This is a genomic window from Alteromonas sp. ABH4_452 (genome assembly GCF_056311825.1).
The window spans coordinates 4,417,032-4,439,411 of the sequence record NZ_CM149973.1; the positions used below are offsets into that span (position 1 = coordinate 4,417,032).

General features: G+C 44.5%; 21 protein-coding genes. 17 read left to right on the plus strand and 4 right to left on the minus strand.

Annotated elements, in window-relative coordinates; translation table 11 throughout:
- Nucleotides 1–14: 14 nt before the first annotated feature.
- The 9 genes from pilM (at nucleotide 15) to ACYX4N_RS19025 (ending at nucleotide 9,198) form a co-directional block, all read left to right on the plus strand.
- Nucleotides 15–1,082: a type IV pilus assembly protein PilM gene (pilM, locus tag ACYX4N_RS18985; RefSeq protein ID WP_476055148.1), complete on the plus strand. Its 1,068-nt coding sequence runs from the start codon at nucleotides 15–17 to the stop codon at nucleotides 1,080–1,082.
- Nucleotides 1,070–1,654 carry a PilN domain-containing protein gene (locus ACYX4N_RS18990; protein WP_474853334.1) on the plus strand — a complete coding sequence of 195 codons (585 nt, stop codon included), beginning with the start codon at nucleotides 1,070–1,072 and terminating at the stop codon, nucleotides 1,652–1,654. The genes pilM and ACYX4N_RS18990 overlap by 13 nt, the downstream gene beginning before the upstream one ends.
- Nucleotides 1,651–2,262, plus strand: coding sequence for a type IV pilus inner membrane component PilO (locus ACYX4N_RS18995; protein ID WP_474853332.1), 612 nt, complete (start codon nucleotides 1,651–1,653; stop codon nucleotides 2,260–2,262). Before ACYX4N_RS18990 ends, ACYX4N_RS18995 begins: the two co-directional genes overlap by 4 nt.
- Nucleotides 2,259–2,786, plus strand: a complete 528-nt coding sequence (locus ACYX4N_RS19000; protein WP_476055149.1) for a pilus assembly protein PilP — start codon at nucleotides 2,259–2,261, stop codon at nucleotides 2,784–2,786. The genes ACYX4N_RS18995 and ACYX4N_RS19000 overlap by 4 nt, the downstream gene beginning before the upstream one ends.
- A gap of 2 nt (nucleotides 2,787–2,788) precedes the next feature.
- On the plus strand, nucleotides 2,789–4,564 hold the full coding sequence (locus tag ACYX4N_RS19005; protein WP_476055150.1) for a type IV pilus secretin PilQ: 1,776 nt from the start codon (nucleotides 2,789–2,791) through the stop codon (nucleotides 4,562–4,564).
- A 269-nt stretch (nucleotides 4,565–4,833) separates the two neighbouring features.
- A complete protein-coding gene (aroK, locus tag ACYX4N_RS19010) occupies nucleotides 4,834–5,349 on the plus strand; it encodes a shikimate kinase AroK (protein ID WP_118490478.1) in 516 nt (171 codons plus the stop codon).
- A 30-nt stretch (nucleotides 5,350–5,379) separates the two neighbouring features.
- Nucleotides 5,380–6,447 (plus strand): 3-dehydroquinate synthase, encoded by a 1,068-nt coding sequence (aroB, locus tag ACYX4N_RS19015; protein WP_476055151.1) that lies wholly within the window; start codon nucleotides 5,380–5,382, stop codon nucleotides 6,445–6,447.
- A gap of 121 nt (nucleotides 6,448–6,568) precedes the next feature.
- Nucleotides 6,569–8,086: an SPOR domain-containing protein gene (locus ACYX4N_RS19020; RefSeq protein ID WP_476055152.1), complete on the plus strand. Its 1,518-nt coding sequence runs from the start codon at nucleotides 6,569–6,571 to the stop codon at nucleotides 8,084–8,086.
- Nucleotides 8,087–8,313: 227 nt separating this feature from the next.
- Nucleotides 8,314–9,198 carry a Dam family site-specific DNA-(adenine-N6)-methyltransferase gene (locus ACYX4N_RS19025; RefSeq protein WP_474809088.1) on the plus strand — a complete coding sequence of 295 codons (885 nt, stop codon included), beginning with the start codon at nucleotides 8,314–8,316 and terminating at the stop codon, nucleotides 9,196–9,198.
- A gap of 73 nt (nucleotides 9,199–9,271) precedes the next feature.
- Here the strand turns inward: ACYX4N_RS19025 and ACYX4N_RS19030 are convergent, their stop codons facing one another.
- The 3 genes from ACYX4N_RS19030 to ACYX4N_RS19040 form a co-directional block, all read right to left on the minus strand.
- Nucleotides 9,272–9,469 carry a DUF2970 domain-containing protein gene (locus ACYX4N_RS19030; RefSeq protein WP_474809090.1) on the minus strand — a complete coding sequence of 66 codons (198 nt, stop codon included), beginning with the start codon at nucleotides 9,467–9,469 and terminating at the stop codon, nucleotides 9,272–9,274.
- Nucleotides 9,470–9,478: 9 nt separating this feature from the next.
- Entirely contained in the window at nucleotides 9,479–9,787 is a 309-nt protein-coding gene (locus ACYX4N_RS19035) for a hypothetical protein (protein ID WP_039217648.1), read from the minus strand.
- Between the two features lie 175 nt (nucleotides 9,788–9,962).
- Entirely contained in the window at nucleotides 9,963–10,691 is a 729-nt protein-coding gene (locus ACYX4N_RS19040) for a TorF family putative porin (RefSeq protein ID WP_474809092.1), read from the minus strand.
- Nucleotides 10,692–11,088: 397 nt separating this feature from the next.
- Between ACYX4N_RS19040 and rpe the strand changes: the two genes are divergently transcribed.
- The 8 genes from rpe to ACYX4N_RS19080 all read left to right on the plus strand — a co-directional run bounded on the left by rpe (nucleotide 11,089) and on the right by ACYX4N_RS19080 (nucleotide 20,137).
- Nucleotides 11,089–11,766, plus strand: coding sequence for a ribulose-phosphate 3-epimerase (gene rpe / locus ACYX4N_RS19045; RefSeq protein WP_476055153.1), 678 nt, complete (start codon nucleotides 11,089–11,091; stop codon nucleotides 11,764–11,766).
- 37 nt (nucleotides 11,767–11,803) lie between these two features.
- Entirely contained in the window at nucleotides 11,804–12,811 is a 1,008-nt protein-coding gene (gene trpS, locus ACYX4N_RS19050; RefSeq protein WP_334060219.1) for a tryptophan--tRNA ligase, read from the plus strand.
- A gap of 92 nt (nucleotides 12,812–12,903) precedes the next feature.
- Nucleotides 12,904–13,488 (plus strand): anthranilate synthase component II, encoded by a 585-nt coding sequence (locus tag ACYX4N_RS19055; RefSeq protein WP_476055154.1) that lies wholly within the window; start codon nucleotides 12,904–12,906, stop codon nucleotides 13,486–13,488.
- 292 nt (nucleotides 13,489–13,780) lie between these two features.
- The gene (locus ACYX4N_RS19060) at nucleotides 13,781–14,947 is read left to right on the plus strand and encodes an HDOD domain-containing protein (RefSeq protein WP_476056473.1); all 1,167 of its coding nucleotides are present in this window, start codon (nucleotides 13,781–13,783) and stop codon (nucleotides 14,945–14,947) included.
- 518 nt (nucleotides 14,948–15,465) lie between these two features.
- Nucleotides 15,466–16,674 (plus strand): aspartate aminotransferase family protein, encoded by a 1,209-nt coding sequence (locus tag ACYX4N_RS19065; protein WP_476055155.1) that lies wholly within the window; start codon nucleotides 15,466–15,468, stop codon nucleotides 16,672–16,674.
- Between the two features lie 20 nt (nucleotides 16,675–16,694).
- Complete coding sequence (astA, locus tag ACYX4N_RS19070; RefSeq protein WP_474809096.1) at nucleotides 16,695–17,732, plus strand: arginine N-succinyltransferase; 1,038 nt, start codon at nucleotides 16,695–16,697, stop codon at nucleotides 17,730–17,732.
- Between the two features lie 13 nt (nucleotides 17,733–17,745).
- A complete protein-coding gene (astD, locus tag ACYX4N_RS19075; RefSeq protein WP_476055156.1) occupies nucleotides 17,746–19,215 on the plus strand; it encodes a succinylglutamate-semialdehyde dehydrogenase in 1,470 nt (489 codons plus the stop codon).
- Nucleotides 19,216–19,330: 115 nt separating this feature from the next.
- On the plus strand, nucleotides 19,331–20,137 hold the full coding sequence (locus ACYX4N_RS19080) for a 2-oxoadipate dioxygenase/decarboxylase family protein (protein WP_476055158.1): 807 nt from the start codon (nucleotides 19,331–19,333) through the stop codon (nucleotides 20,135–20,137).
- A gap of 63 nt (nucleotides 20,138–20,200) precedes the next feature.
- Here the strand turns inward: ACYX4N_RS19080 and ACYX4N_RS19085 are convergent, their stop codons facing one another.
- Nucleotides 20,201–22,369: a putative bifunctional diguanylate cyclase/phosphodiesterase gene (locus tag ACYX4N_RS19085; RefSeq protein ID WP_476055159.1), complete on the minus strand. Its 2,169-nt coding sequence runs from the start codon at nucleotides 22,367–22,369 to the stop codon at nucleotides 20,201–20,203.
- Nucleotides 22,370–22,380 lie beyond the last annotated feature (11 nt).

Below are 22,380 nucleotides of genomic sequence, written 5' to 3' on the forward strand. Positions count from 1 at the left end.
CTGGACACTTGTAAATGAAATCGCTGTTCGAAAAAAAGCTGCCGCCCATTGTGGGCTTAGACATAGGCACGCGTCAAATAAAAGCGGTGTGGCTAGAACAATCAAAAGACGGGTTCGTCCTTCAAGGGTATGCCTGCGAACCCATCTCAAAGATCGCTTTTTCAGAGCGAGATATTAAAGATTATGAATCGGTTAGCGTTGCGCTGAAAAAAATCCGTAAATCGTTAAAAACAAAGTTAAAGCTGGCGAATGTCGCGGTGGCGGGCACGTCTGTTATTAGCAAAATAGTCTATATGGAACCTGAGCAGAACGATTACGACCTTGAAAATCAAATTGAGATAGAAGCAGATAGTCTTATTCCCTACCCCCTTGAAGAGGTCTATTTAGATTTTGAAGAAATGGGGCCAAGCGCGACTCACACTGGTAAGGTCAATGTTTTATTAACGGCCGCTCATAAAGATCTCGTCGACAGTAGGTTGTTGCTAGCAAGAGAGGCTAACTTCGAGCCTAAAATTGTCGATATGGAAAATTACGCTATTGGCAATGCATTGGATTTTTTCCACACTCCGCAAGCTGAAGATGAGCCACTTTGCTGTATAAATGTGGGCGCCTCACTACTTCAAATATGCGTGATTAAAAATGGTGATGTGATTTACACAAAAGAGCACGCATTTGGGCTAAACCAACTGGTCAATGATATTAGCGCTATTCATATGGTGGAGCGCGAGGTAGCAGAGCGTCAGTTACTAGACGGGACACTTTCAGGGAACTGGGTGGAAGATACACTACCCATATTCGCGGCTAACCTTCAGCAGAATATTAACCGCGCTCTTCAGATGTACATGAGCACCTTGCATGCTGAGCGACCAAAGAAAATTCTGTTAAGTGGTGGCGCTGCTACCATCGAGCCCCTGGTAGACATTCTGAAACAAGACTTAGGCCTTGAAGTAGATTGCTTCAACCCATTTAGTAATATGACTATAAACCCAAAACTAGATACTGCACGACTTAGTAAAATTGCACCTCAGCTTGCAATAGCAGCGGGTCTGGCGAGCCGGAGCTTTACGCCATGGCACATGTAAATTTACTGCCTTGGCGAGAAAAGCAGCGCCAACATCAAAAGCAACAATACTTGGCAGGCCTAGTTGCGGTTGCTGCTATTGTGGGCTTAATTTTTTGGTTTATTGGTCAAGCTATCGACCAGCAGATTAATAATCAAAACTCGCGTAACCAATACCTTGAACGTGAAATAGCCGTGCTTGATGCGCAAATTGGTGAGATTAAAAAAGTAAAAGAAAGAAAGAGTGCGGTTGAGCAGCGTATGGCACTCATTGAGCAACTACAAGCAAACCGTAACGTCGCCCCTATTGTATTTGATGAGCTTGCCAAGCTGGTCCCCCAAGGTGTGGCTTTCGAATCTATGACAAGAACCAATAACATCATCACGATAGAAGGGATTAGCGACTCAAACAACCGCTTATCAGATTTTATGCGCGCACTAGATAATTCAAAAGTATTCGTGGGCGCAGAGCTTTCTACCATAAAATCTGACAGCAGCGCGGCTAGAGCGATTAGCAACTTTACGCTTACGTTTTCGATAAACCCGAACGTTGCTCCCTTAGAAATCGTAAGTAGTGAGGCGAAGGAATCATGAAGTTTGATGTCTCGAAACTAAAAGAACTCAACGAACTCGACTTTGAACAAATCGCAATTTGGCCGAACGAAGTCCGCATAGTTGTCGCTGCGTTTCTTGCCATATTGGTAGGTGCAATAAGCTACTACACCTTGGTAAGCCCTAAACTACCGATTATGGATGCCGCCGAGCTAAAGGAGCAAGAGCTGAAACTGCAGTTTGAGGCTAAATATCGCATTGCGGCTAATTTAGAAGCGTATGAGGAACAACTTGCAAAGATAAAAGAAGACTTCTCTTCCATGCTGAAAAGTCTGCCAACCAGTAACGAAACGCCAGGCCTGCTTGATGACATCACGTACGTGGGTACGTCAGCTGGGCTAACGTTTGAACTCCTTAACTGGCAACAAGAAGTACCAAAGGAATTCTACACCGAGCTTCCTATCGAAATGGAAGTAAGCGGAGGTTATCATAACTTCGGCGAATTCGTGTCTAAAGTGGCCGACTTACCTCGTATTGTTACGCTACACGACTTTGATATTAAGCGCGAAGTAGGCGGTTTATCTCTTAAATTACAAGCTAAAACCTATCGTTCTGAAAATGCTTCAGATATTGAAGGAGATGAACAATGATTCGTTCGCTTTTATCTCTTTTAATCATATTACTTATAACAGGCTGTTCGCCTAAGCTTGACGATCTTCAGGCCTACACACAAAGTGTTAAGGAGCGCGCACAGCCTCAAATAGAACCCTACCCAGAATTCAAAACACACCCTCCATTTAGCTATACTGCAAGTACGCTTAGAAGCCCTTTCGACCGTCCGCGAAAAAATACGGCGCCGGTAGCTAAAGCAAGGGTAGAAAACTGTCTACAACCCAACTTTCAACGCACTAAGGAAGCATTGGAGGCTTATGGTGTAGATGCCCTTGCACTTGCTGGCAACTTTGCCGTTAAGGGGGAAAAGTGGGCATTATTAAAAAGCAACGATGGCGCGTTACATAAAGCTAAAGTAGGGAGTCGTATCGGGCTGTTTTATGGCAAAATTATGCAAATTAGCACCGACTCAATTACTATTGAACAATTATTACCTGATGGTGCAGGCTGCTGGCAAAGGAAAACAACAACAATGACTACAGCATCGAAGGCGGGAGAGTAAGCATGGCCGAACGATACATTTTTAATAAGTCTCTCACTCGAAGAGCACCTAGATGGTATTGGCTGGCTTTTGCTGTCGCTGCAATATTCTCATTTACTTTTTTGGTGTCTCACCCCGTCAAAGCACAAGAGCCCCTACTGGTAGATCCCAACGCAAAGCAAAATGAAACGGCTCCCACTACTACGGTTACCAATATAGACTTTACCCAAGCGCCCAATAGTACGGCAGTAACCTTAGTGGAGTTCGTTGGTAAAGCTCCCAAAGTGCAGCTTATTGAATCGCAGGGAAAAGTGTCTCTTACGCTCACCAATACCGCTTTAGCTGAAGATCAGCTCGTTGAGCTTAGCGTGGCCGATTTTGGCACTGTTGTTTCAACCATCGAAACCTTTGAAGATGAAAATGATGCACGTATTGAGATTAACTACTCTGGCCAAGTTACCGTTAAAAATACAGTAAAAGACAGTGTACTGCGCGTAGCAATTTCGCCGATGGACATCGAGCAACAAGAAGCGTTGGGCGCAGAGAAACAATACACAGGCGATCCGATTTCATTAGACTTTCAAGATGTTCCTGTAAGGCAGGTTCTACAAATTATCGCGCAGGTAAACGGTTTTAACCTTGTAACGACTGACACCGTATCAGGCAACGTCACTATTAGCTTATCTGGCGTGCCGTGGGACCAGGCGCTAGATATGATTTTACGCGTTAAAGGCTTAGACAAACGCTTAGAAGGCAACATTTTATTAATCGCGCCTGCCGAAGAATTATCTGCACGCGAAACACAAGCGCTTCAGTCTAAGAAACAAGTGTCGGATTTAGCCCCACTACATACGGTAAATATTTCGGTCAACTATGCTAAAGCCACAGCGTTAGCCACTATATTGAAATCTACCGAAGGTGGAATCCTTTCCGATCGTGGCGGCGTTACCGTGGATGAACGAACCAATACATTACTTATTCGCGATACCTTAGCGTCTATTGATGAAGCTAGAAAAACCATCAATGCTTTAGATATTCCCGTGAAGCAAGTACTGATAGAGAGTCGCATGGTTACTGTACTTGATGATGTTGACGAGCAGTTAGGCGTTCGGTGGGGCTTCAGCGACCGCCAGGATGATAACGGCGTATCAGGCACCCTTGAAGCGGCCGATACCATTGCCGGAGGCGTGGTGCCTAGCATTGATAACCGTCTTAATGTGAACCTTCCAGTGACCAGCGCAGCGGGAAGTATCGGCTTTCAAATTGCAAGTTTAGTAGACGGCACCATTCTCGATCTCGAACTTTCTGCGTTGGAATCAGAGAACAAGGGTGAAATTATTGCAAGCCCTCGTATTACCGTGGCTAATCAGCACGAAGCGTATATTGAACAAGGTACGGAAATTCCTTACGTTCAAGCAACGTCGAGCGGTGCAACATCGGTAGAATTCAAAAAGGCCGTGCTATCGCTTAAAGTTACTCCGCACATTACGCCAGACAATCGCATAATTTTGGATTTAGTGGTAACCCAAGACACGCGCGGTGAGACTGTATCTACATCAACCGGTGATGCGGTAGCCATAGATACCCAGGAAATCAAAACCCAGGTATTGGTAGAAAATGGTGAAACTATCGTACTTGGCGGAATTTTCCAACAGACCAGTTCGGACGGCGTATCAAAGGTACCTTTATTTGGTGATTTACCTTTTATAGGCGCTTTATTTAGAAATACCTCGCAGCTTCAACAGAAGCGAGAGCTACTTATCTTTGTTACACCTAAAATTGTAACTGAAAGGCCATAAGTAAAATTTCACCTCCCAAAAAACGCGCATTTTAATGCGCTTTTTTTGTTTTAAGGCTTTTTTTGTAACTAAATTTACAGGTATACGCTATTTGTTAGTAACAAAACTTGCATCGCCTTGCATGAAACTGAGATAATCCCCGCCTCGAAATTTAAGCGAGGTTTAAGGAGTGGTGCTTATTGGACACTAAATAGGCACGAGTCAATGGGTAGGCTGGTAAGGCAACAGTGCACTGCCCCTAACATGATTAAGTTGTGATATAAGCAAATATGGCTGAAAAACGTAATATCTTTTTAGTTGGCCCAATGGGTGCTGGCAAAAGTACCATCGGTAGACATCTGGCAGACGAACTTCACCTAGATTTTTTTGATTCGGATCAGGAAATTGAGCGCCGTACAGGTGCAGATATCGCTTGGATCTTCGACTTAGAAGGCGAAGACGGTTTCCGCAATCGTGAAGAGAACGTCATTAACGATTTGACAGATAAGCAAGGTATTGTACTTGCCACTGGCGGCGGTTCTATTGTAACTAAAGCGGTGCGTAATCGTTTATCTGCTCGCGGCATTGTTGTTTACCTTCAAACCACAATCGATAAGCAAGTTGCACGTACACAACGCGACAAACGTCGTCCTTTGCTACAAAACGAAGATCCAGAACAAGTTCTTCGCGATCTTGCAGAAATGCGCAACCCGCTTTACGAAGAAGTAGCTGATTACATTGTTGATACAGACGACCAAAGTGCGCGTGCTGTAGCAAATCAAATTATCAGTAAAATCGGTCTATAAATTAAATATGTAATAGGAGGTGCTACGCCAATGTCAACCTTAACTGTGGAACTTGGAGAACGTAGCTATCCTATACAGATAGAGGCTGGGCTGCTTTCGCAACCCGGCCTTTTTAGTGCCTACATAAAAGGCCCGCTGGCGGTTATCGTAACAAACGAGACCGTTGCGCCCCTTTACTTAGAAACCGCTAAAGCAGCATGTGGTGACGTTCAAGTTGAAACCATCATTCTGCCAGACGGCGAACAGTATAAGAATTTAGAACAGTTCGAAGTGGTCATGACCCGTCTTCTCGAGCTTAATGCAGCAAGAGATACAACGCTTATTGCCCTTGGCGGTGGTGTGATAGGAGACCTCACAGGCTTCGTTGCAGCGACTTACCAACGCGGTGTACCTTTTATTCAAGTGCCCACTACCCTGCTTTCCCAAGTTGATTCCTCGGTAGGCGGGAAAACAGCGGTAAACCACCCTCTAGGTAAAAACATGATTGGTGCGTTCTACCAACCTGTTTATGTTGCTATCGATACCGACTCGCTAGCGACACTCCCCCCAAGAGAATTTGCTGCTGGTATGGCAGAAGTTATTAAATACGGCATTATTTACGATGCACCGTTTTTTACGTGGCTTGAAGAAAACGTTAACGCACTTACGTCACTTGATACTGAAATCCTTACTTACGCCATTTCTCGCTGCTGCGAAATAAAAGCAGACGTTGTTGCGAAAGATGAACGGGAAGGTGGCTTACGCGCCATTCTTAACCTTGGCCATACCTTTGGTCACGCCATTGAAGCCGAACAAGGCTATGGTAACTGGCTACACGGCGAAGCGGTAGCCGCTGGTACTATAATTGCTTGTAAAGCTGCTGAAGCATTAACATGGTTTGAAGCGTCAGAAACACGACGCGTGACAGCGCTATTTGAAGCTTTTGCACTGCCTATTGCAGGGCCTAGTAGCATGACGAAAGACGACTATGTTAAGCACATGAAGCGCGATAAGAAAGTGGAAGCGGGCAGTATTCGATTTGTACTTCCTCAAGGCATTGGCAAAGCGGTTGTTACTAAAGACGTCACCGACGCCATCCTTACTGACATTCTCTCTTAATCAATCGCGTTCACGACAAACTGGCAGCGTGCCCTTTCATTATTCCCGAGACTTGGGAAGCTGAGAATAAGGTGCGTTGCTAGACTAGTTTTAAAGCAACATTGAATAAGGGCAAACTCCCATGCAAAGTGAACTGCATGAACGTTTGGAATATCTGGTTAACTATTCCTCTCAGCTGATCTTTGTCAGCGGTGAGTCTATTGCTCAACAACAAAAAACCCTTGAAGCCTTTGTCTTTCAACAGCACGACGATACCGAAATTGCGTATTTGACCGCGCAAGATAATATGGAGCCTTCTGACTATCGTAGACAGCTTTGTCGGCAGCTGCTCGGTCAAGTAGTGGGAAGCTTTGTTCGTCCCCTCAATGAATTACTTTCTGATTTGAATAGCCACGAAGGCCCAATTCTAATTGCTATCACCCAAGCCCATAACCTTCCTGATGCACTGTTACAAGAGCTGTGGGATTTGGTATTACAAAGTCGATTTGCTGGAAACAAACAGCATTTAAACGTGCTTTTATTTGCAAATAACGCATGGGCTGAGCGCGCTAAACAATGGCTTCCAGCTAAAAATACTGAAACACCGCTTATTATTAGCAGCCAGTCTGTGATTAGCGAGCAGCCTAATTACGAGTCAGATCTCGATAAAATGATAGCTTCTCGAAGAGAAGCGTTTCAGGCTCATTTAGAAAATAGACAACGTGAAAATACTAAGACATTCACTAACCCGCTAAAAACAAAATGGTTTTATGCTGGTGTAGCTCTGGTGTTTCTAGCCACATTCTCTGGCCTTATTTATTGGCAGTACGGTGAAAAGCTCGCATCAATTTTCTCTCCTATTAGCCAGCAAACTGTTGAAACTAAGGAAAATCAGGTTGAACCAGGTTCAGCCTATAACAAGCTAATTGCTGACGGCGATGGTGACGAAAGCCTCAATACCGGCGAGAAAAAAAGCAGAGAAGTCACCGTTGCTGAAATGCAAAGTGACGTAAGCGCACAAACCGGTAATGTGGAAATTGTCTCGACACCAAGTGCACCACCTGAGCTAACCGGTCAATCAACCCTTGATAAGCCAGTGGAAAACGAAATAGCAGAGAATGACTCGCTAATTACCGACTGGGAAAGCGCAGTATCCTCATTACCTGATGCAGGTTCTTTGTCTGAAACAGAAGGCGACAATAGTAGTATTACTTCAAGGGCGCAAAGCAGTAACTCTTCCTCTGTCGAGGCTAGTCGAGGTGAAAGTACTGAGCAAACGGCTGCAGAGAATACACAAACAGCACTAACGAACACGCAAAGCACTGATACGGCGCTAAGAAACGAAAATGTGAACCAAACATCACTGCAAGCAAACCAATGGATTGACGCTAACGATTACGCCATTCAAATGTTAGCCATGAAAAGCGAATCGGTGCTCAATGCGTTCTTGCGTGACAACAATCTTGTAGAGCAAACCCACATTTATAAAACTAAACGCTACGGCGGCGATTGGTTTGTGGTTGTGTTCCGAGAAGTTTATCCCTCACTATCACAAGCACAGCAAACTCGCGCAGCGTTACCTGAATATCCAGGCAGACAAAATGCGTTTATAAAGCGAGGTAGTCAGATCCTAGCTGAAATAGATAAAGCGCAAAATTAAGCCGATTCAAAGTCAAAAGCACCTAATTAGTTCTGATAATTTAGCTAAATTCCACTCTTGCGACACTTGCTGGTTGTCCGTTTTACTGATGAAAGTTACAATCTACCTTTAGCGTGGTGATATCTGATACTGATCAGCATAAAAGTATAAAGACGACCCTTTCCCTTGGAACGGCGGCGCAAGGAAAAACCACCGTCTTCATTCCGTCTAGGTAGTAACGTTTAAGCATGATGCAGAAAAAGAACCGTGCCTTTTTAAAGTGGGCCGGTGGCAAGTACAGCTTGGTTGAGCACATTCAGGCCAGATTACCGCAAGCTAACAAACTCATAGAACCGTTTGTTGGTGCTGGATCTGTATTTCTGAATACGCAATACAAACGCTACCTGCTTAATGACATCAACCCTGACCTCATTAACTTATACAACTTCTTAAAAGCGCAACCCGATGCGCTTATTAACGATGCGCGTGCGTTTTTTGACGGGAGCCGCAATGAAGAGAAGATGTACTATGACCTGCGTGAAGAGTTCAACGGCACGCAAGACGAATACTATCGCGCTATTCTTTTTCTCTATTTGAACCGCCACGGCTACAACGGTTTGTGTCGATATAGTCTTCAAGGTCGTTTTAATGTGCCTTTTGGCCGGTACAAAAAGCCCTACTTTCCAGAAGACGAAATGTTTGTGTTTTCTGAAAAATCACAAAAGGCCACTTTTACCTGCCTACCGTTTGAGAAGGTTTTTTCAAGGGCTAGGCGAGGCAATGTTATTTATTGCGATCCTCCATACGCACCTATTAGTAAGACAGCAGCCTTCACCAGTTATGCGGCGCGAAGTTTTGGGCAAGAATCCCAAGAAAAACTGGCAGAATTGGCCACCCGAGCTTCTAAAAAACGTGGTATACCGGTTTTGATATCGAACCACGATTTACCGCTAACTCGTGCTTTATATCAAGGTGCAGACTTTAGCATGCTGTCAGTTAAACGCTCTATTAGTCAAAATGGCGCGAAGCGACAGCCAGTAGATGAAATATTAGCTTATTTTCCACCCGCGAAAGTCGTTGTGAAACGGAAAACACGCAAGAAAAAAGTAGCTCAGTCGGCTTCTGCTGAATAATTATTGCGAGATAAAAGGTTAGCAAACACCTATTTGAAGCAATGAAGCGCTTTTACTCAGTGTGAGGGGGCTATCAGCCGTAGCCTGTATACCACTTTACAAACATGAAAAGTGATACGACAAATACCACGACTAAAATAACACCTATAACAGCAAAGCTGATAAAGGTACCTTTAGTAAAGTCACGTTCATAATTTTTATGGCTTTGAACACCAAACAAACTTGCCACTACACTACCTAGAACTGACCAAAAACCAGTACCAGATTGCATAATATCCCCTTAAGAGTCGTTTGAAGGTGAAGTGAAATCCCGATTACCATCGTCGCTGTGAAGCAACTCTAGTAAATCTAAAAAGTGAAATTGAAAGGACGGTGATTTTCCTGCTATCCATGACAGCCAGCTAACCTCTTCAACTCCCTCTTGATGACGGGCGCACTGGTTTTGAATGTGGCTTGCAGGAAGCTTTGGATTAAACTCGGTAACAGGCTGAAATTCACAAACAGACGAGCGTGAGCTTGGCGGGTTTGTAACGGCCACGCTAACTAGGGCGACGGCTCCGCAAATCGCAAAAAAAGGAAGAACTTTCATCCTGAATACCCCTTACACTCGTTTAAAATTTAATCTCATTATAATCAAAAGCAAGTAACGAACAAGTTAAAAATGCGTTGCGTTTTAAATTGAAAAGCCTAATGCAAATACATTAGGCTTTTACTACTCAACGTTTAGGTTAAGAGGCCTATCCTTAGGCCTCTTAGATTAATCTTTAAAGCTCGAAATCTACTGAATAAGCTACAGTAAATTTAACTGCATCGTTATCATATTCGTCGTCACCGCCCATATCATCAAGATCAGTGCCTGTAATTGCAAAGCTAAATCCGTCTTTTGCGATTGAAATACCGTAGTCCATGTAACCTTCTACGCCGTTAAACGCTTCAGCGAAATCACCTTCGTGATAACCAACGTGGAAACCAAGTTCAGTGCCATTTAAAATTTCAGTGGTGTAGCCAAGAGTCGTATAAGACGCTTGCGCAAAACCAAAGTCCTGTCCTTCGCCCTCATCAGCTTCGGTGTGAGCTAGCAAGTAAACGGTAAGGCTTAAACCACCCATACCTACCGAGCCGTATAATTCTGCGAAGTCGAAGTTCGCTTCATCATCGTAGTTGTAATAAAGGTAACCAAAATCATACGCAATGCCGTCAGACTCGCCAGCAAAACCAAAATACATATCGTGCTCGTATGAATATACGTCACCTGCACCGTAATTCACGTTAGACGCCCACGTACCTGCATAGAAGCCGCTTTCGTGTGCGTAGTCGATACCGCCCTGTACAGCAGCTTCGTTAGTTGTCTGTGTTAGACCACGCCAAATGTAGTTGCTGGTTGCACTAGCATTGGCAGTAAACTCGCCTTCAGCATAGCTAGGCATTGCAGTTAGTAGACACGCTGAAGAAATAGCAGCGGCAAGTAGGGTTCTTTTTGTAGATGTTTTCATGTGTGTTCTCCAGTCAAATTCAAACTTGTTGTAATTCGTTTTTTCTGTCTGTGTTTTCTTTTTGGACTGGATAACGCAAAGTTGATGCCCATTTATGGTTCATTAAAAAAGCTTGCCATTTTATTTTTAAATCACTGATAAAAAACAAGTTATAAATTCATCACTCAATACTTCTGTAATTGAATCAGGTGAAGTGCAGTTTAAAAACGCACCAATAAAACGCAGCCTCACCAAAATTGGGCAGCGACACGCTTTACCGTTGTCTGTCTTAAATTTATGTCAAATCATCCTTGATGTGCCCTTTACATAGTAAAAAAGCATGGTTTTGGGTAAACTTTCGCAACCTTATATCGTAAGTGGCAACGCACCTTATTGTTTTTGACTTGAAGGACACGTAATGAAACCCTTTTTAATTGCCCCATCAATACTCTCTGCCGACTTCGCCAGACTTGGTGAAGACGTAGTAAAAGTATTAGACGCAGGCGCCGATGTGGTGCATTTCGATGTGATGGATAACCACTATGTGCCAAACCTTACGTTTGGGCCAATGATTTGCGAAGCATTGAGAAATTACGGTATAACCGCGCCGATTGATGTTCACCTTATGGTAAAGCCAGTAGATGACCTTATTGAGAAATTCGCTAACGCGGGCGCAAGCTACATAAGCTTTCACCCAGAAGCGTCTGAACATATAGACCGCTCTCTTCAGCTCATTATTGATGCAGGCTGCAAACCCGGTTTGGTATTTAATCCGGCTACGCCGCTACACTACCTAGATCATGTTATGGATAAACTACACCATATCCTTATTATGTCGGTGAATCCTGGTTTTGGCGGCCAGAAGTTTATCCCCAGTACCCTAGATAAGGTACGTGCGGTAAAGCAGCGTGTACTAGAAAGCGGCTATGATATTCGAATTGAAATTGACGGTGGCGTAAAAGTCGATAACATTCGCGCAATAGCAGAAGCTGGTGCAGATATGTTTGTGGCTGGTTCGGCCATTTTCTCCCAACCCGATTACAGCGATGTGATTGCGCAAATGCGCGATGAACTTTCATTGTTGTCTAAAGCTTAGTTTTTAACAGAATTTAACGTATTACAGGTAAATAGAAATGAGTAATAAACCCGTTGTATTAAGTGGCTGCCAGCCTTCAGGACAACTTACCCTTGGCAACTATATGGGTGCACTTAAACAGTGGGTTTCCATGCAAGACGATCACGACTGCTTATACATGATTGTTGATTTGCATGCGATCACCGTAAGGCAAGATCCAAAGCAGCTTGCCGAAGCCTGTCTAGACGGCCTTTCTCTTTATCTAGCTTGCGGTATTGACCCACAAAAGAGCACGCTCTTTTTGCAATCACATGTCCCTGAGCATGCGCAGCTGTCTTGGGTATTAAATTGCTATGCTCAAATGGGCGAGCTAAACCGCATGACGCAGTTTAAAGATAAGTCTGCGAAAAACGAGAACAATATCAATGTGGGCTTGTACAGCTACCCTGTGCTTCAAGCAGCAGATATCTTGCTTTATCAAGCGGATAAAGTCCCTGTGGGTGAAGATCAAAAGCAACACCTTGAATTAACTCGCGACATTGCTACCCGCGTGAATAACCTATATGGCGACGTATTCCGTTTACCTGACCCTTATATTCCAGAGTTCGGTGCTCGTATCATGAGCCTGCAAGAACCAGAAAAGAAAATGTCTAAGTCAGACAACAACCCCAATAACTTTATTGGTCTGTTAGAAGATCCTAAGAAGCTGGCTAAGAAGATTAAACGCGCGGTAACCGACTCTGACGAACAAGCTAATATATACTTCAACCCGACCGAGAAACCAGGGGTATCTAACTTACTTACCCTGCTTTCATTAGCAACGGGTAAAACAGTAAAAGAGCTTGAGCCTGAATATACCGATAAAATGTACGGTCACTTAAAGGGTGATGTTGCAGATGCGGTGGTATCTTTACTAGAGCCTATCCAAACCCGCTATGCTGAAATTCGTGCGGATAGAGCGTACTTAGACGACGTTATGCGCCAGGGTGCGGAGAAAGCATCAGCACGCGCAGCAGAGACGCTGGCCAAAGTTTACAAAGCAGTGGGTTTTATTCCAAAGCCGTAACTTAAATACTGTACGTAAAAGACATGAAGCGTTAATAAAGCGCTTCATGTTCTAACCGTTGTTTTATAGATATATCAAGGATTAACACTGCTGTGTTGCTGTTAATTGATAACTTCGATTCGTTCACTCATAACCTTGCTAGGTATTTCACAGAACTTGGTGCTGACGTTGAAGTAGTGCGAAACAACGCCCTCAATCTTGATGATATATCGCGCTTAGCACCTTCTCAGCTTGTTATCTCGCCAGGCCCTTGCACGCCTAACGAAGCGGGTATCAGCTTATCTGCGATAGAGCATTTTGCCGGTGAAATTCCCATAATGGGCGTTTGCTTAGGTCATCAAGCCATAGGTCAAGTCTTTGGTGCAGAAGTGGTAGGCGCAAAAGAAATTAAACACGGCAAAGTTTCAGCATTGTCCCATCACAACACAGGGCTATTTGAAGGGCTACCAAACACCTTTAATGTAACCCGCTACCATTCACTGGTGTTAAGCCCTGAATCTTTACCGCCATCACTACGCGTCGATGCTTGGTGTGAGACAGCGTTGGGTACAAAAGAAATTATGGCAGTTTCCCATAATCGCTACCCTATATGGGGTGTTCAGTATCACCCTGAGTCATTACTTACCGAACACGGTCATAGCGTGCTTGAAGCTTTTCTTCATCATAAAAAGGTTTAAGTCTACAGGCGTATTGCCGATACCCTACATAGTGTAAAAGGTTGCGCTTGAAGGCCGTTAAAATTCGCAATTCACTGATTTTTCGTTTAACTTTTCATAATCAAGTTTAGCCAAGCGCTAACTGAGCGTTATGTTGAAAACTACATAAGCGATATCAATCATTGCAGGGTGCTAACTGTGCTTTTAAGTGGTAGCTACATTTTCATCATTACCGTAGCTAACGTTATAAAGGCCCCTAATGTACGATAATATCGCCGTTCACCAAAAAGTTATGAGCAGGAGTGCTTTTAATATGACCATGGGGGCAACCACACCGCCGACGATAGATGATCGATTTGAAAATATGATCGTATCACCCGAGCGCGTGCTTGAAATGCTAGGAAAGCGTAAGGTGGGCCAAGTCAGCTTCGAACAGTCAGAACAGGGTGACGCACGTAGGCTTTTACTTCACGTTGAAAAAGTCGCAATTGAAAATAAACGCCTACAGGAAAAAACAGAAGCCTCTTATTTAGAATCGGTTAGCCACCACCTTCACGAGATTTTGCTTGGTGAACTTACTGAACAACTCAGCTATACCGATGAACTCGTTCAGAAAGTGCTTAACTTGCCTGAAAACATTGGTGAGCTATTAGATGCCTTATCTGTCAAAGCATGCTCAGTGTCAAAGCTCGAGCCTATAGTCGCCACTATGCCATGGCTTTACGACGAACTTATTGTAGTAGTAAATACGCCCAGATTCAGGCGAAAAGACTCGCGAGGGCGTATTATTGTGGTTGAAACCTTACGTACCGCTTTAAGCTTTTTAGGTATCGAAAACTTGCGTACGCTAATCCCCTCGTTGATATTAAAGCGTGCCATGCCTCAAATTACCGATCCATACCCGTTGATAAAACAAAAACTAACGCAGTACTCTACGGGCATTGCGCTGACCGCTAAGCGCCTTGCTACATTAAGCGACCTGAATAAGAATCAAGCCTACGTGTTGGCAATGGTAAGTAACTTAGGCCGTTGCGCCGTGACGCGGCTTTACTTTAAGCTGTTTGATAAAATTCAGCTGCACCTGCTGCAAGAGTGTCAAAAAGATAAAGAACAAAGACGGCACGAGGCTTTGCTAAAAATTGCGCCATCAGCAAACCACCTTATTGCCTTACAGCAAGAATTTGCTGATGCAATAAGCGCAGATATTTTGGAGTGGATGCACTTTACCCGCCTGCCAATTGCACAGCCAATGCGTGCATGTGCTGATAAACAGCCTGCGCAGGCCAAGACCTTGAGCAAAATACTGCACCAAGCACGTGCTTATACGCAAATACGCATGTTGCATCAGTTAAAGCTTGTCGACATTAAAGAAGTAAAACCACTTTTCGCTGAACAAAAATACCCTGCGGGTGCACTTGAGGCACTTAAAAGCACGGATATCTTCACCCTTCCCTTGGTGAAAAATGAAGATAGTTACTAGAGCTTTTAGCTACACCCTACTCATTTAGAACACCAATCACGCAAAATAGTGCACTAAACGTGAAATATTTTATGGATATTCATGCATTGGTTATGCACTTTTTTCGTAGTTGATGTCTGATACTCAAAAATATCGGCCGTACCTCAGTACTTTGCCTGTTTTCAGCACGGGTAAACAGGCAAGTTTGTCGCGGCGCATTACCCCCTTTTATTCTGTTAAAGCACCACAAAACCACCACGCGGCGCTTTTCTTAACGTAAAAATTGATTATTACTTAATGATATAGCCCAGTAGTTAATAGTTATTCACTTTTCCTGCAAATTAAGCCACAGTCCTTATAAATAAAGGGCTGCAGCCCTTTGCATAGAAGACAAATGTTAAAAAAAATGGCATACTGTAAATCAAATCCGATTAGTTTTTATGCGCCAAATTAGTGCTTATCGACTCACGCAGCACGTATGAAACGTGCGCATTGATTAGACAAGCAGGCGATTGGCGCCCAATGCAGAGGTAACAAAGATGAACGTAACTCGCGCTACATTTGATGATGTAATGGTTCCTAACTATAACCCAGCAGGTATGGTACCTGTTCGAGGTGAAGGTTCACGCGTATGGGATCAAGATGGAGCTGAGTACATCGACTTTGCAGGTGGTATTGCAGTAAACGTTTTAGGTCACTGCCATCCTGAGCTAGTTAAAGCACTTAATGAACAAGGCAGCAAGCTTTGGCATTTAAGTAACGTATTTACCAACGAGCCAGCGCTTCGCCTTGCTAAAAAGCTTAACGATGCAACTTTCTCTGACAAGGTTTACTTTGCCAACTCTGGTGCGGAAGCTAACGAAGCGGCACTTAAGCTTGCTCGTCGTTGGGCACTTGATAAGCACGGTGAAGACAAGAATCAAATTATTGCTTTTAATAAAGGTTTCCACGGTCGTACCTTCTTTACCGTAACGGTAGGTGGTCAAGCGGCTTACTCTGATGGTTTTGGTCCTAAGCCAGGCGCTGTTGATCACTGTGACTACAATGACCTAGCTGCCTTTGAAGCACTAATTTCAGATAAAACTTGTGCAGTAATGATGGAGCCGCTTCAAGGGGAAGGCGGAATCATTCCACCTGATGCAGATTTCGTAAAAGGCGTTCGTGAGCTATGTGACAAGCACAATGCTCTGCTAATTTTCGATGAGGTACAATCGGGCGTGGGTCGTACCGGTCACCTTTACGCATATATGGGTCTTGGCGTAACACCAGATATCTTAACTACCGCTAAGTCACTTGGTGGCGGCTTCCCAATTGGCGCCATGCTAACAACGAATGATATTGCAGCACATCTTAAGCCAGGTACCCACGGTAGTACTTACGGCGGTAACCCACTGGCTTGTGCGGTTGCGGAAAAAGCGTTAGATATCGTGAACCAGCCAGAAGTGCTTGAAGGCGTGCTTAAGAAAGAAGCCCTTTTCCGCGAATTACTTGGCGCTATCAATGACAAGTACAACGTATTTGAAGAAGTACGTGGTCAAGGCATGTTGTTAGGTTGTGCATTGAATGAGAAATACCAAGGCCGTGCACGCGACTTCATGATGGCTGCAACGAAAGAGAACCTTATGTGTCTGGTTGCTGGCATTAACGTTATTCGTTTTGCACCTTCACTGGTTATTCCTGATGAAGACATTAAAGAAGGTCTTGCACGTTTTGAACGCGCCGTTGCTGCCGTTGTAAACGCCGAATAATTACAACACGAGTAGCGAACATGAATATCATTCGCCCTATCACGAAGGCCGACTATAACGCGCTTAAAGAAATCGCCGTTGAATCAGGTATTGGCTTTACGTCTTTACCTGTCAACGACGAGTTGCTGCAGCGTAAAATTGATCGTGCAGAAACCGCGTTCAACAAGCCAAACGTAACTGAACCTGGCGATGAGTCATACTTGTTTGTAATGGAAGATACCACTACCGGACAGGTAGTGGGAACAACAGGTATTGAAGCGGCTGTTGGTATAGACGATGCGTTCTATCATTACCACCTAAGCAAAGTAGTGCACGCCTCGCGCGAGCTTAACATTCACAACACGGTAGACATTCTAACGTTTTGTAATGACTACACCGGTGTTACTGAGATATGTACCCTGTTTCTTCGCGAACAAGCCCGCGGCGGCATAAACGGCCGCTTCCTTTCAAAGGTTCGATTCTTGTTCATGATGGAGCACCGTGAACGCTTCTCAGAGACAGTTATTGCTGAAATGCGTGGTGTGAGTGACGAAGAAGGACGCTCACCGTTTTGGGAGTGGTTGGAAACCCATTTCTTCTCTATGGATTTTCCTACTGCCGACTACTTAACTGGCATTGGTAATAAAGTGTTTATTGCTGAACTTATGCCGAAGTACCCGATATACGTAAATCTGCTTAGCAAAGAAGCGCAAGAAGTCATTGGCGAAGTCCACGACAAAACACGCCCTGCACTTCAGCTTTTAGAAGAAGAAGGCTTTTCTTGCCGCGGCTACGTAGACATTTTCGACGCAGGCCCAACGGTAGAAGCAAACTTGAGCCACATCCGCACGGCTCAGTCGAGTTTAAAACTGCCTGTTTTGATTGACGATAGCGCTGCTGCCCAAGGGCAAACGCACTACATCATTAATACATCAGTATCTGATTTTCGTGCAGTCGCCACCGAGATGACGGTAAGCGAAGAAAAGCAAGTTGCCGTGCTATCTCGCCAAGCCGCTGCTGCATTGAATGTCAAAGAGGGAGAGCACGTACGCTTTGCCCCCGTTACATTCAGAGATTAAAAGGACACCCACTATGCTACATACACATTTTATCAACGGTGAATGGGTTGCCGGACAAGGTCACGACTTAACGTCAGTTGACCCTGCAAAAAACGAAGTAATTTGGGAAGGTAAGTCTGCGACTGCCGCTCAAATTGATGACGCAATTAACGCCGCTCGAGCTGCACTTGTAGCGTGGAGCATGAAAACCGTTGAAGAGCGTCTAGAAATCATCAAGGTTTATGGCACTAAGCTAGAAGAAGCGAAAGCGCATCTAGCCAAAGTTATGGCTAAAGAAACGGGCAAACCAGAGTGGGAAACTGCCACTGAAGTGGGCGCCATGATGGGCAAAATTGGTATTTCTGAAAAAGCCTATTTTGAACGCACGGGTAACGTTGAAAACCCAATGCCTGTAGGTAAAGCCTTCATTCGACACAAGCCTCACGGCGTTGTTGCTGTATTTGGCCCATACAACTTCCCTGGCCATTTGCCAAACGGACACATTGTTCCGGCCCTTATTGCAGGAAACACGGTTGTGTTTAAGCCAAGCGATTTGACGCCTATGGTTGCACAAGAAATGGTAAAACTATGGGACGCTGCTGGCCTGCCAGCGGGCGTACTTAACCTAGTACAAGGTGAGGTTGAAACAGGCAAGGCATTGGCATCGCATAACGACATCGATGGTCTGTTCTTCACAGGTAGTTCTCGTACTGGAAAAATCCTTCACGAGCAGTTCGCAGGACACCCGGGTAAAATCTTGGCACTTGAAATGGGTGGTAACAACCCACTTATTGTGAAAGACGTGGCTGATGTTGATGCGGCAGTACACGATATCGTGCAATCTGCTTTCATAACTTCAGGTCAGCGCTGTACGTGTGCACGTCGTCTATTCTTACCAGCCGATGCACAAGGTGATGTAATCCTTGCTCGCTTAATCGAAGTAACCAAAAACATTAAAGTTGGCGATTACGATGCTGAAGACCAGCCGTTTATGGGTGCTATGATCTCAAGCAATGCCGCTGCACTTATGGTGAAAGCGCAGCAAGAACTTGAAGACCTTGGTGGTAACGTGTTAGTTCGCCTTGAACAAAAAGACGAAAGCAAAGGTTTTGCTACCCCAGGCATTATTGACGTTACCGACATGCTTGCTTCGCTGCCAGACGAAGAACACTTTGGTCCACTACTTAAAGTAATTCGCTACAGCGACTTCGACGCAGCCATTGAGGAAGCGAATAACACTAGCTTTGGTTTGTCAGCAGGTCTTCTAGGTGACAACGAAGAAGACTATCGTTACTTCTTCGCGCGTATACGTGCGGGCATCGTAAACTGGAACAGACCTATTACCGGTGCAAGCAGCGCTGCGCCGTTTGGCGGTGTGGGCGATAGTGGTAACCACAGAGCAAGCGCGTTTTATGCCGCTGACTACTGTGCATACCCAGTAGCTTCCGTAGAGCTAGACAAAGTCACTATGCCGGGCAAATTAAGCCCAGGCTTGTCAATGTAAGCTAAGCTTTTAAAGCGATATAAAGGCCGATGCAGAGTGCGTCGGCCGATTAAGCACCAACCCTATACGAACTATTCATTTAGAAATAGTCGACGACAGAAAGGACCCTATCATTATGCATAGCAACATCGATACGTTGTTTAGCAACATGTGGGACGATTACGTAACCATCACTCCCTCAGCGCATAAAATCCATGCACTTTTGGCCGGTGAAGAACACACGAACGATATCGTTAACGACCATGTGGCTTTTAGAACTTTTGCTTTAGATAAAACTCGCTTAGACAAGCTTGCTGCACACTTCTTAGCATTGGGTTATGAAGCGAAAGGCGACTATGACTTTGAAGCTAAAAAGCTGACTGCAAAGCACTTTGAGCACCCTGACGATACTAAACCAAAAGTATTTATTAGCGAGCTACGTGTAAATGAATTGTCTGAGGCAGCTCAAACAATTATTAAAAAGCTTGTTGATCAAATGCCTGAGTCTGTAGTGGATGCAGATAACTTCTTGTACTCGGGTAAGCATTGGGACGTGACTAAAGTAGAGTACGACACACTGCTTAACGAGTCAGAATACGCGGCGTGGATGGCAGCATGGGGCTTTCGTGCTAACCACTTTACGGTAAGTGTTAATCACTTAACCCGCACTGACGAGTTGACCGACGTAAATACATTGCTTAAAGAAGCAGGCTTTGTGCTAAACACCTCAGGCGGCGAGATCAAAGGCGGTCCAGACGTATTTTTAGCCCAATCGTCAACTATGGCTGACCGTGCTGACGTAGCATTTAGCGATGAGACTGTGGCTATTCCAAGCTGCTTTTACGAATTCGCACAGCGTTATGAAATGCCTGACGGTAAACTTTATAAAGGCTTTGTTGCTGCATCGGCAGATAAAATCTTTGAAAGTACAAACGCTAAGTAACGCGCTTGTTTAGTCATTAAAAAGCCCGTTAGGGCTTTTTTTGTTTACGCTTTACAGAAGACGTTAACGATTAGGCTCAGTGGTATGCCTGGCAAGAAACTGGTCATAAGGCATAGGTTTATCAAAGTAAAAACCCTGCATTAATTTAATATCTGCTTGCTCCATAAAAGGTAGATAAGACTCTAATTCTACCCCTTCAGCCACCACATCTATTTGCAGGCTCTTCAACATAGCTATCAGACCATTAAAAAGCGCGTTTGCTTTGCTATCTTGGTGAATACCTTGAATTAAGCTTTTATCTACCTTGACCACCTCAAACTGAAAACTCCTCAGGTAGCTAAGTGATGAGAAGCCACTGCCAAAATCATCTAAAGACAATCTAAAACCACTCTCTCTAAGTGTATTTAATGCTCTTAGCGCTGATTTTTCGTCCCGAATAAACACCGACTCAGTGAGCTCTAACTCTATAAATTCCGGGGATATATTGTTATCCAAACAAATAGAGGCTGCTTGGTCAGGAAATTCTGGGTCGAGCATTTGGTTAGCACTAATATTTACCGACAGCGGAATAGCTTCGCCTTGTTGCGACTCCATTATCGAAATATAGTCACAGGCAGCCTCTAGCGCTTGTAAACCAATGGCGCTATCTAACTTGTGCTCTTCTGCTATGGGGATAAACACTGCTGGCGATACGACACCGTGCAATCCAGAGATCCAGCGGCACAACACTTCACCACCCTTTAATACGCCATTTAAGTCATATTTACCCTGAATATAAAAATCAAGAAGGTGGTTTTCTACGGCCTTGCGCAAGTCGTTCACCATACTAACTTGCTGTGTCATGCTTTCATAAAGCCCTGGCTCATAGACAAAGGTTTGCCCTTTCCCAAGCTCTTTGGCGCGATACATTGCTGCATCGGCACACTGCACTAAACCTTCAATGTTGTTACTGTGTTCTGGAAATTCTGCAATGCCAATACTGGCCGACAGCCTTAGCTCTGTCCCTTTTACAACAATGGCGTCTTCTTCAATTTGGCTAATAAGTTCCTGTGAGCGCTCGGCAATTTCTTCAATATTTTGGTTAGGCACTACGGCAATAAACTCATCACCGCCCCACCTGCCAACTTCCCCAATGGGGCCGAACATACCGGTAAGTAATGCTCCCATGCGCTGCAACTCGGCATCGCCTCTTTCATGCCCCGCATTATCATTTATGGCTTTAAACCCATCTAGGTCGATAAACACGAGAGAAAAAGGCTGCACTTTTTTCACTAACACTGAAATAGACTCACGTAGCGAGTTACGATTAGAAAGACCGGTCAATTCATCGTGCAAGGCGAGTTGACGTAGCTTCGCCTCATTGCGCTTTCTATCGCTAATGTCGCGCATTGTTGCGATTAAATAAGTCGAGGTTTGTTGATAGGTTTCGAACAAAGCTACAGAAATATCTACCACTTTCATTTCGCCGCTTTGGTTTTTTATCTTTGACTCAAATCGAACCTGCTTATCGATGGCCAATTGCGCTTTATTAACTTTCTCTGCGATGAATATTTGATTGAAATCCAACCCTACACATTGCTCTTTTACTGACATACCAAGCAATTTGATAAAAGCATCATTGCATTCTGTGATAACCAAGTCGGGAGAAAGGACTAACATAGGCTCTCTTGAACTAGCGAACGCAGAGGCCATTAAATGGAAAGATTGCTCGGCTTTACGCTGCTGGGTTATATCTTTGGTAGTTCCGACAATGTGCAATGCTTCACCCGAGCTTCCCCGCTCTAGTACGCGGCCGCGTAACCTTACCCATTGATAACCCTTTTCTAACATTAAGCGAAAGGAAAACTCAACACGATCGCGATTGCCGTGAAGTGCCATGGTCCAGTGAAACTGAAGCCCTTCTAAATCGTCTTCATGTACCCGCTCAGAAAGCTGAATTAGGGTACCCGACCACGTAGATACGCTTTGTGAGTGAAGAGAAAAAGAGCGAATCTCCATTATGTCGCTTTGCGCCTCCCAACTCCAAAATGACTCTTGCGAAGCCCAAAGGGCAAGTTCTAGGTCCTTTTGCGCACGTTGGCTCTTTTGCAAAGTAGCATATAAGCTTTGGGTTTTTTCTCTGAGCAAACTTTCGGCTTGCTCTCTGGCATTTCGCTCTCGCTTTAAACGACGCTCAATTGAAGCTAAAGCGTCGTTATTAACGGATTTGCCAATGGATGCATCGTTTGACATTACATCCCCCG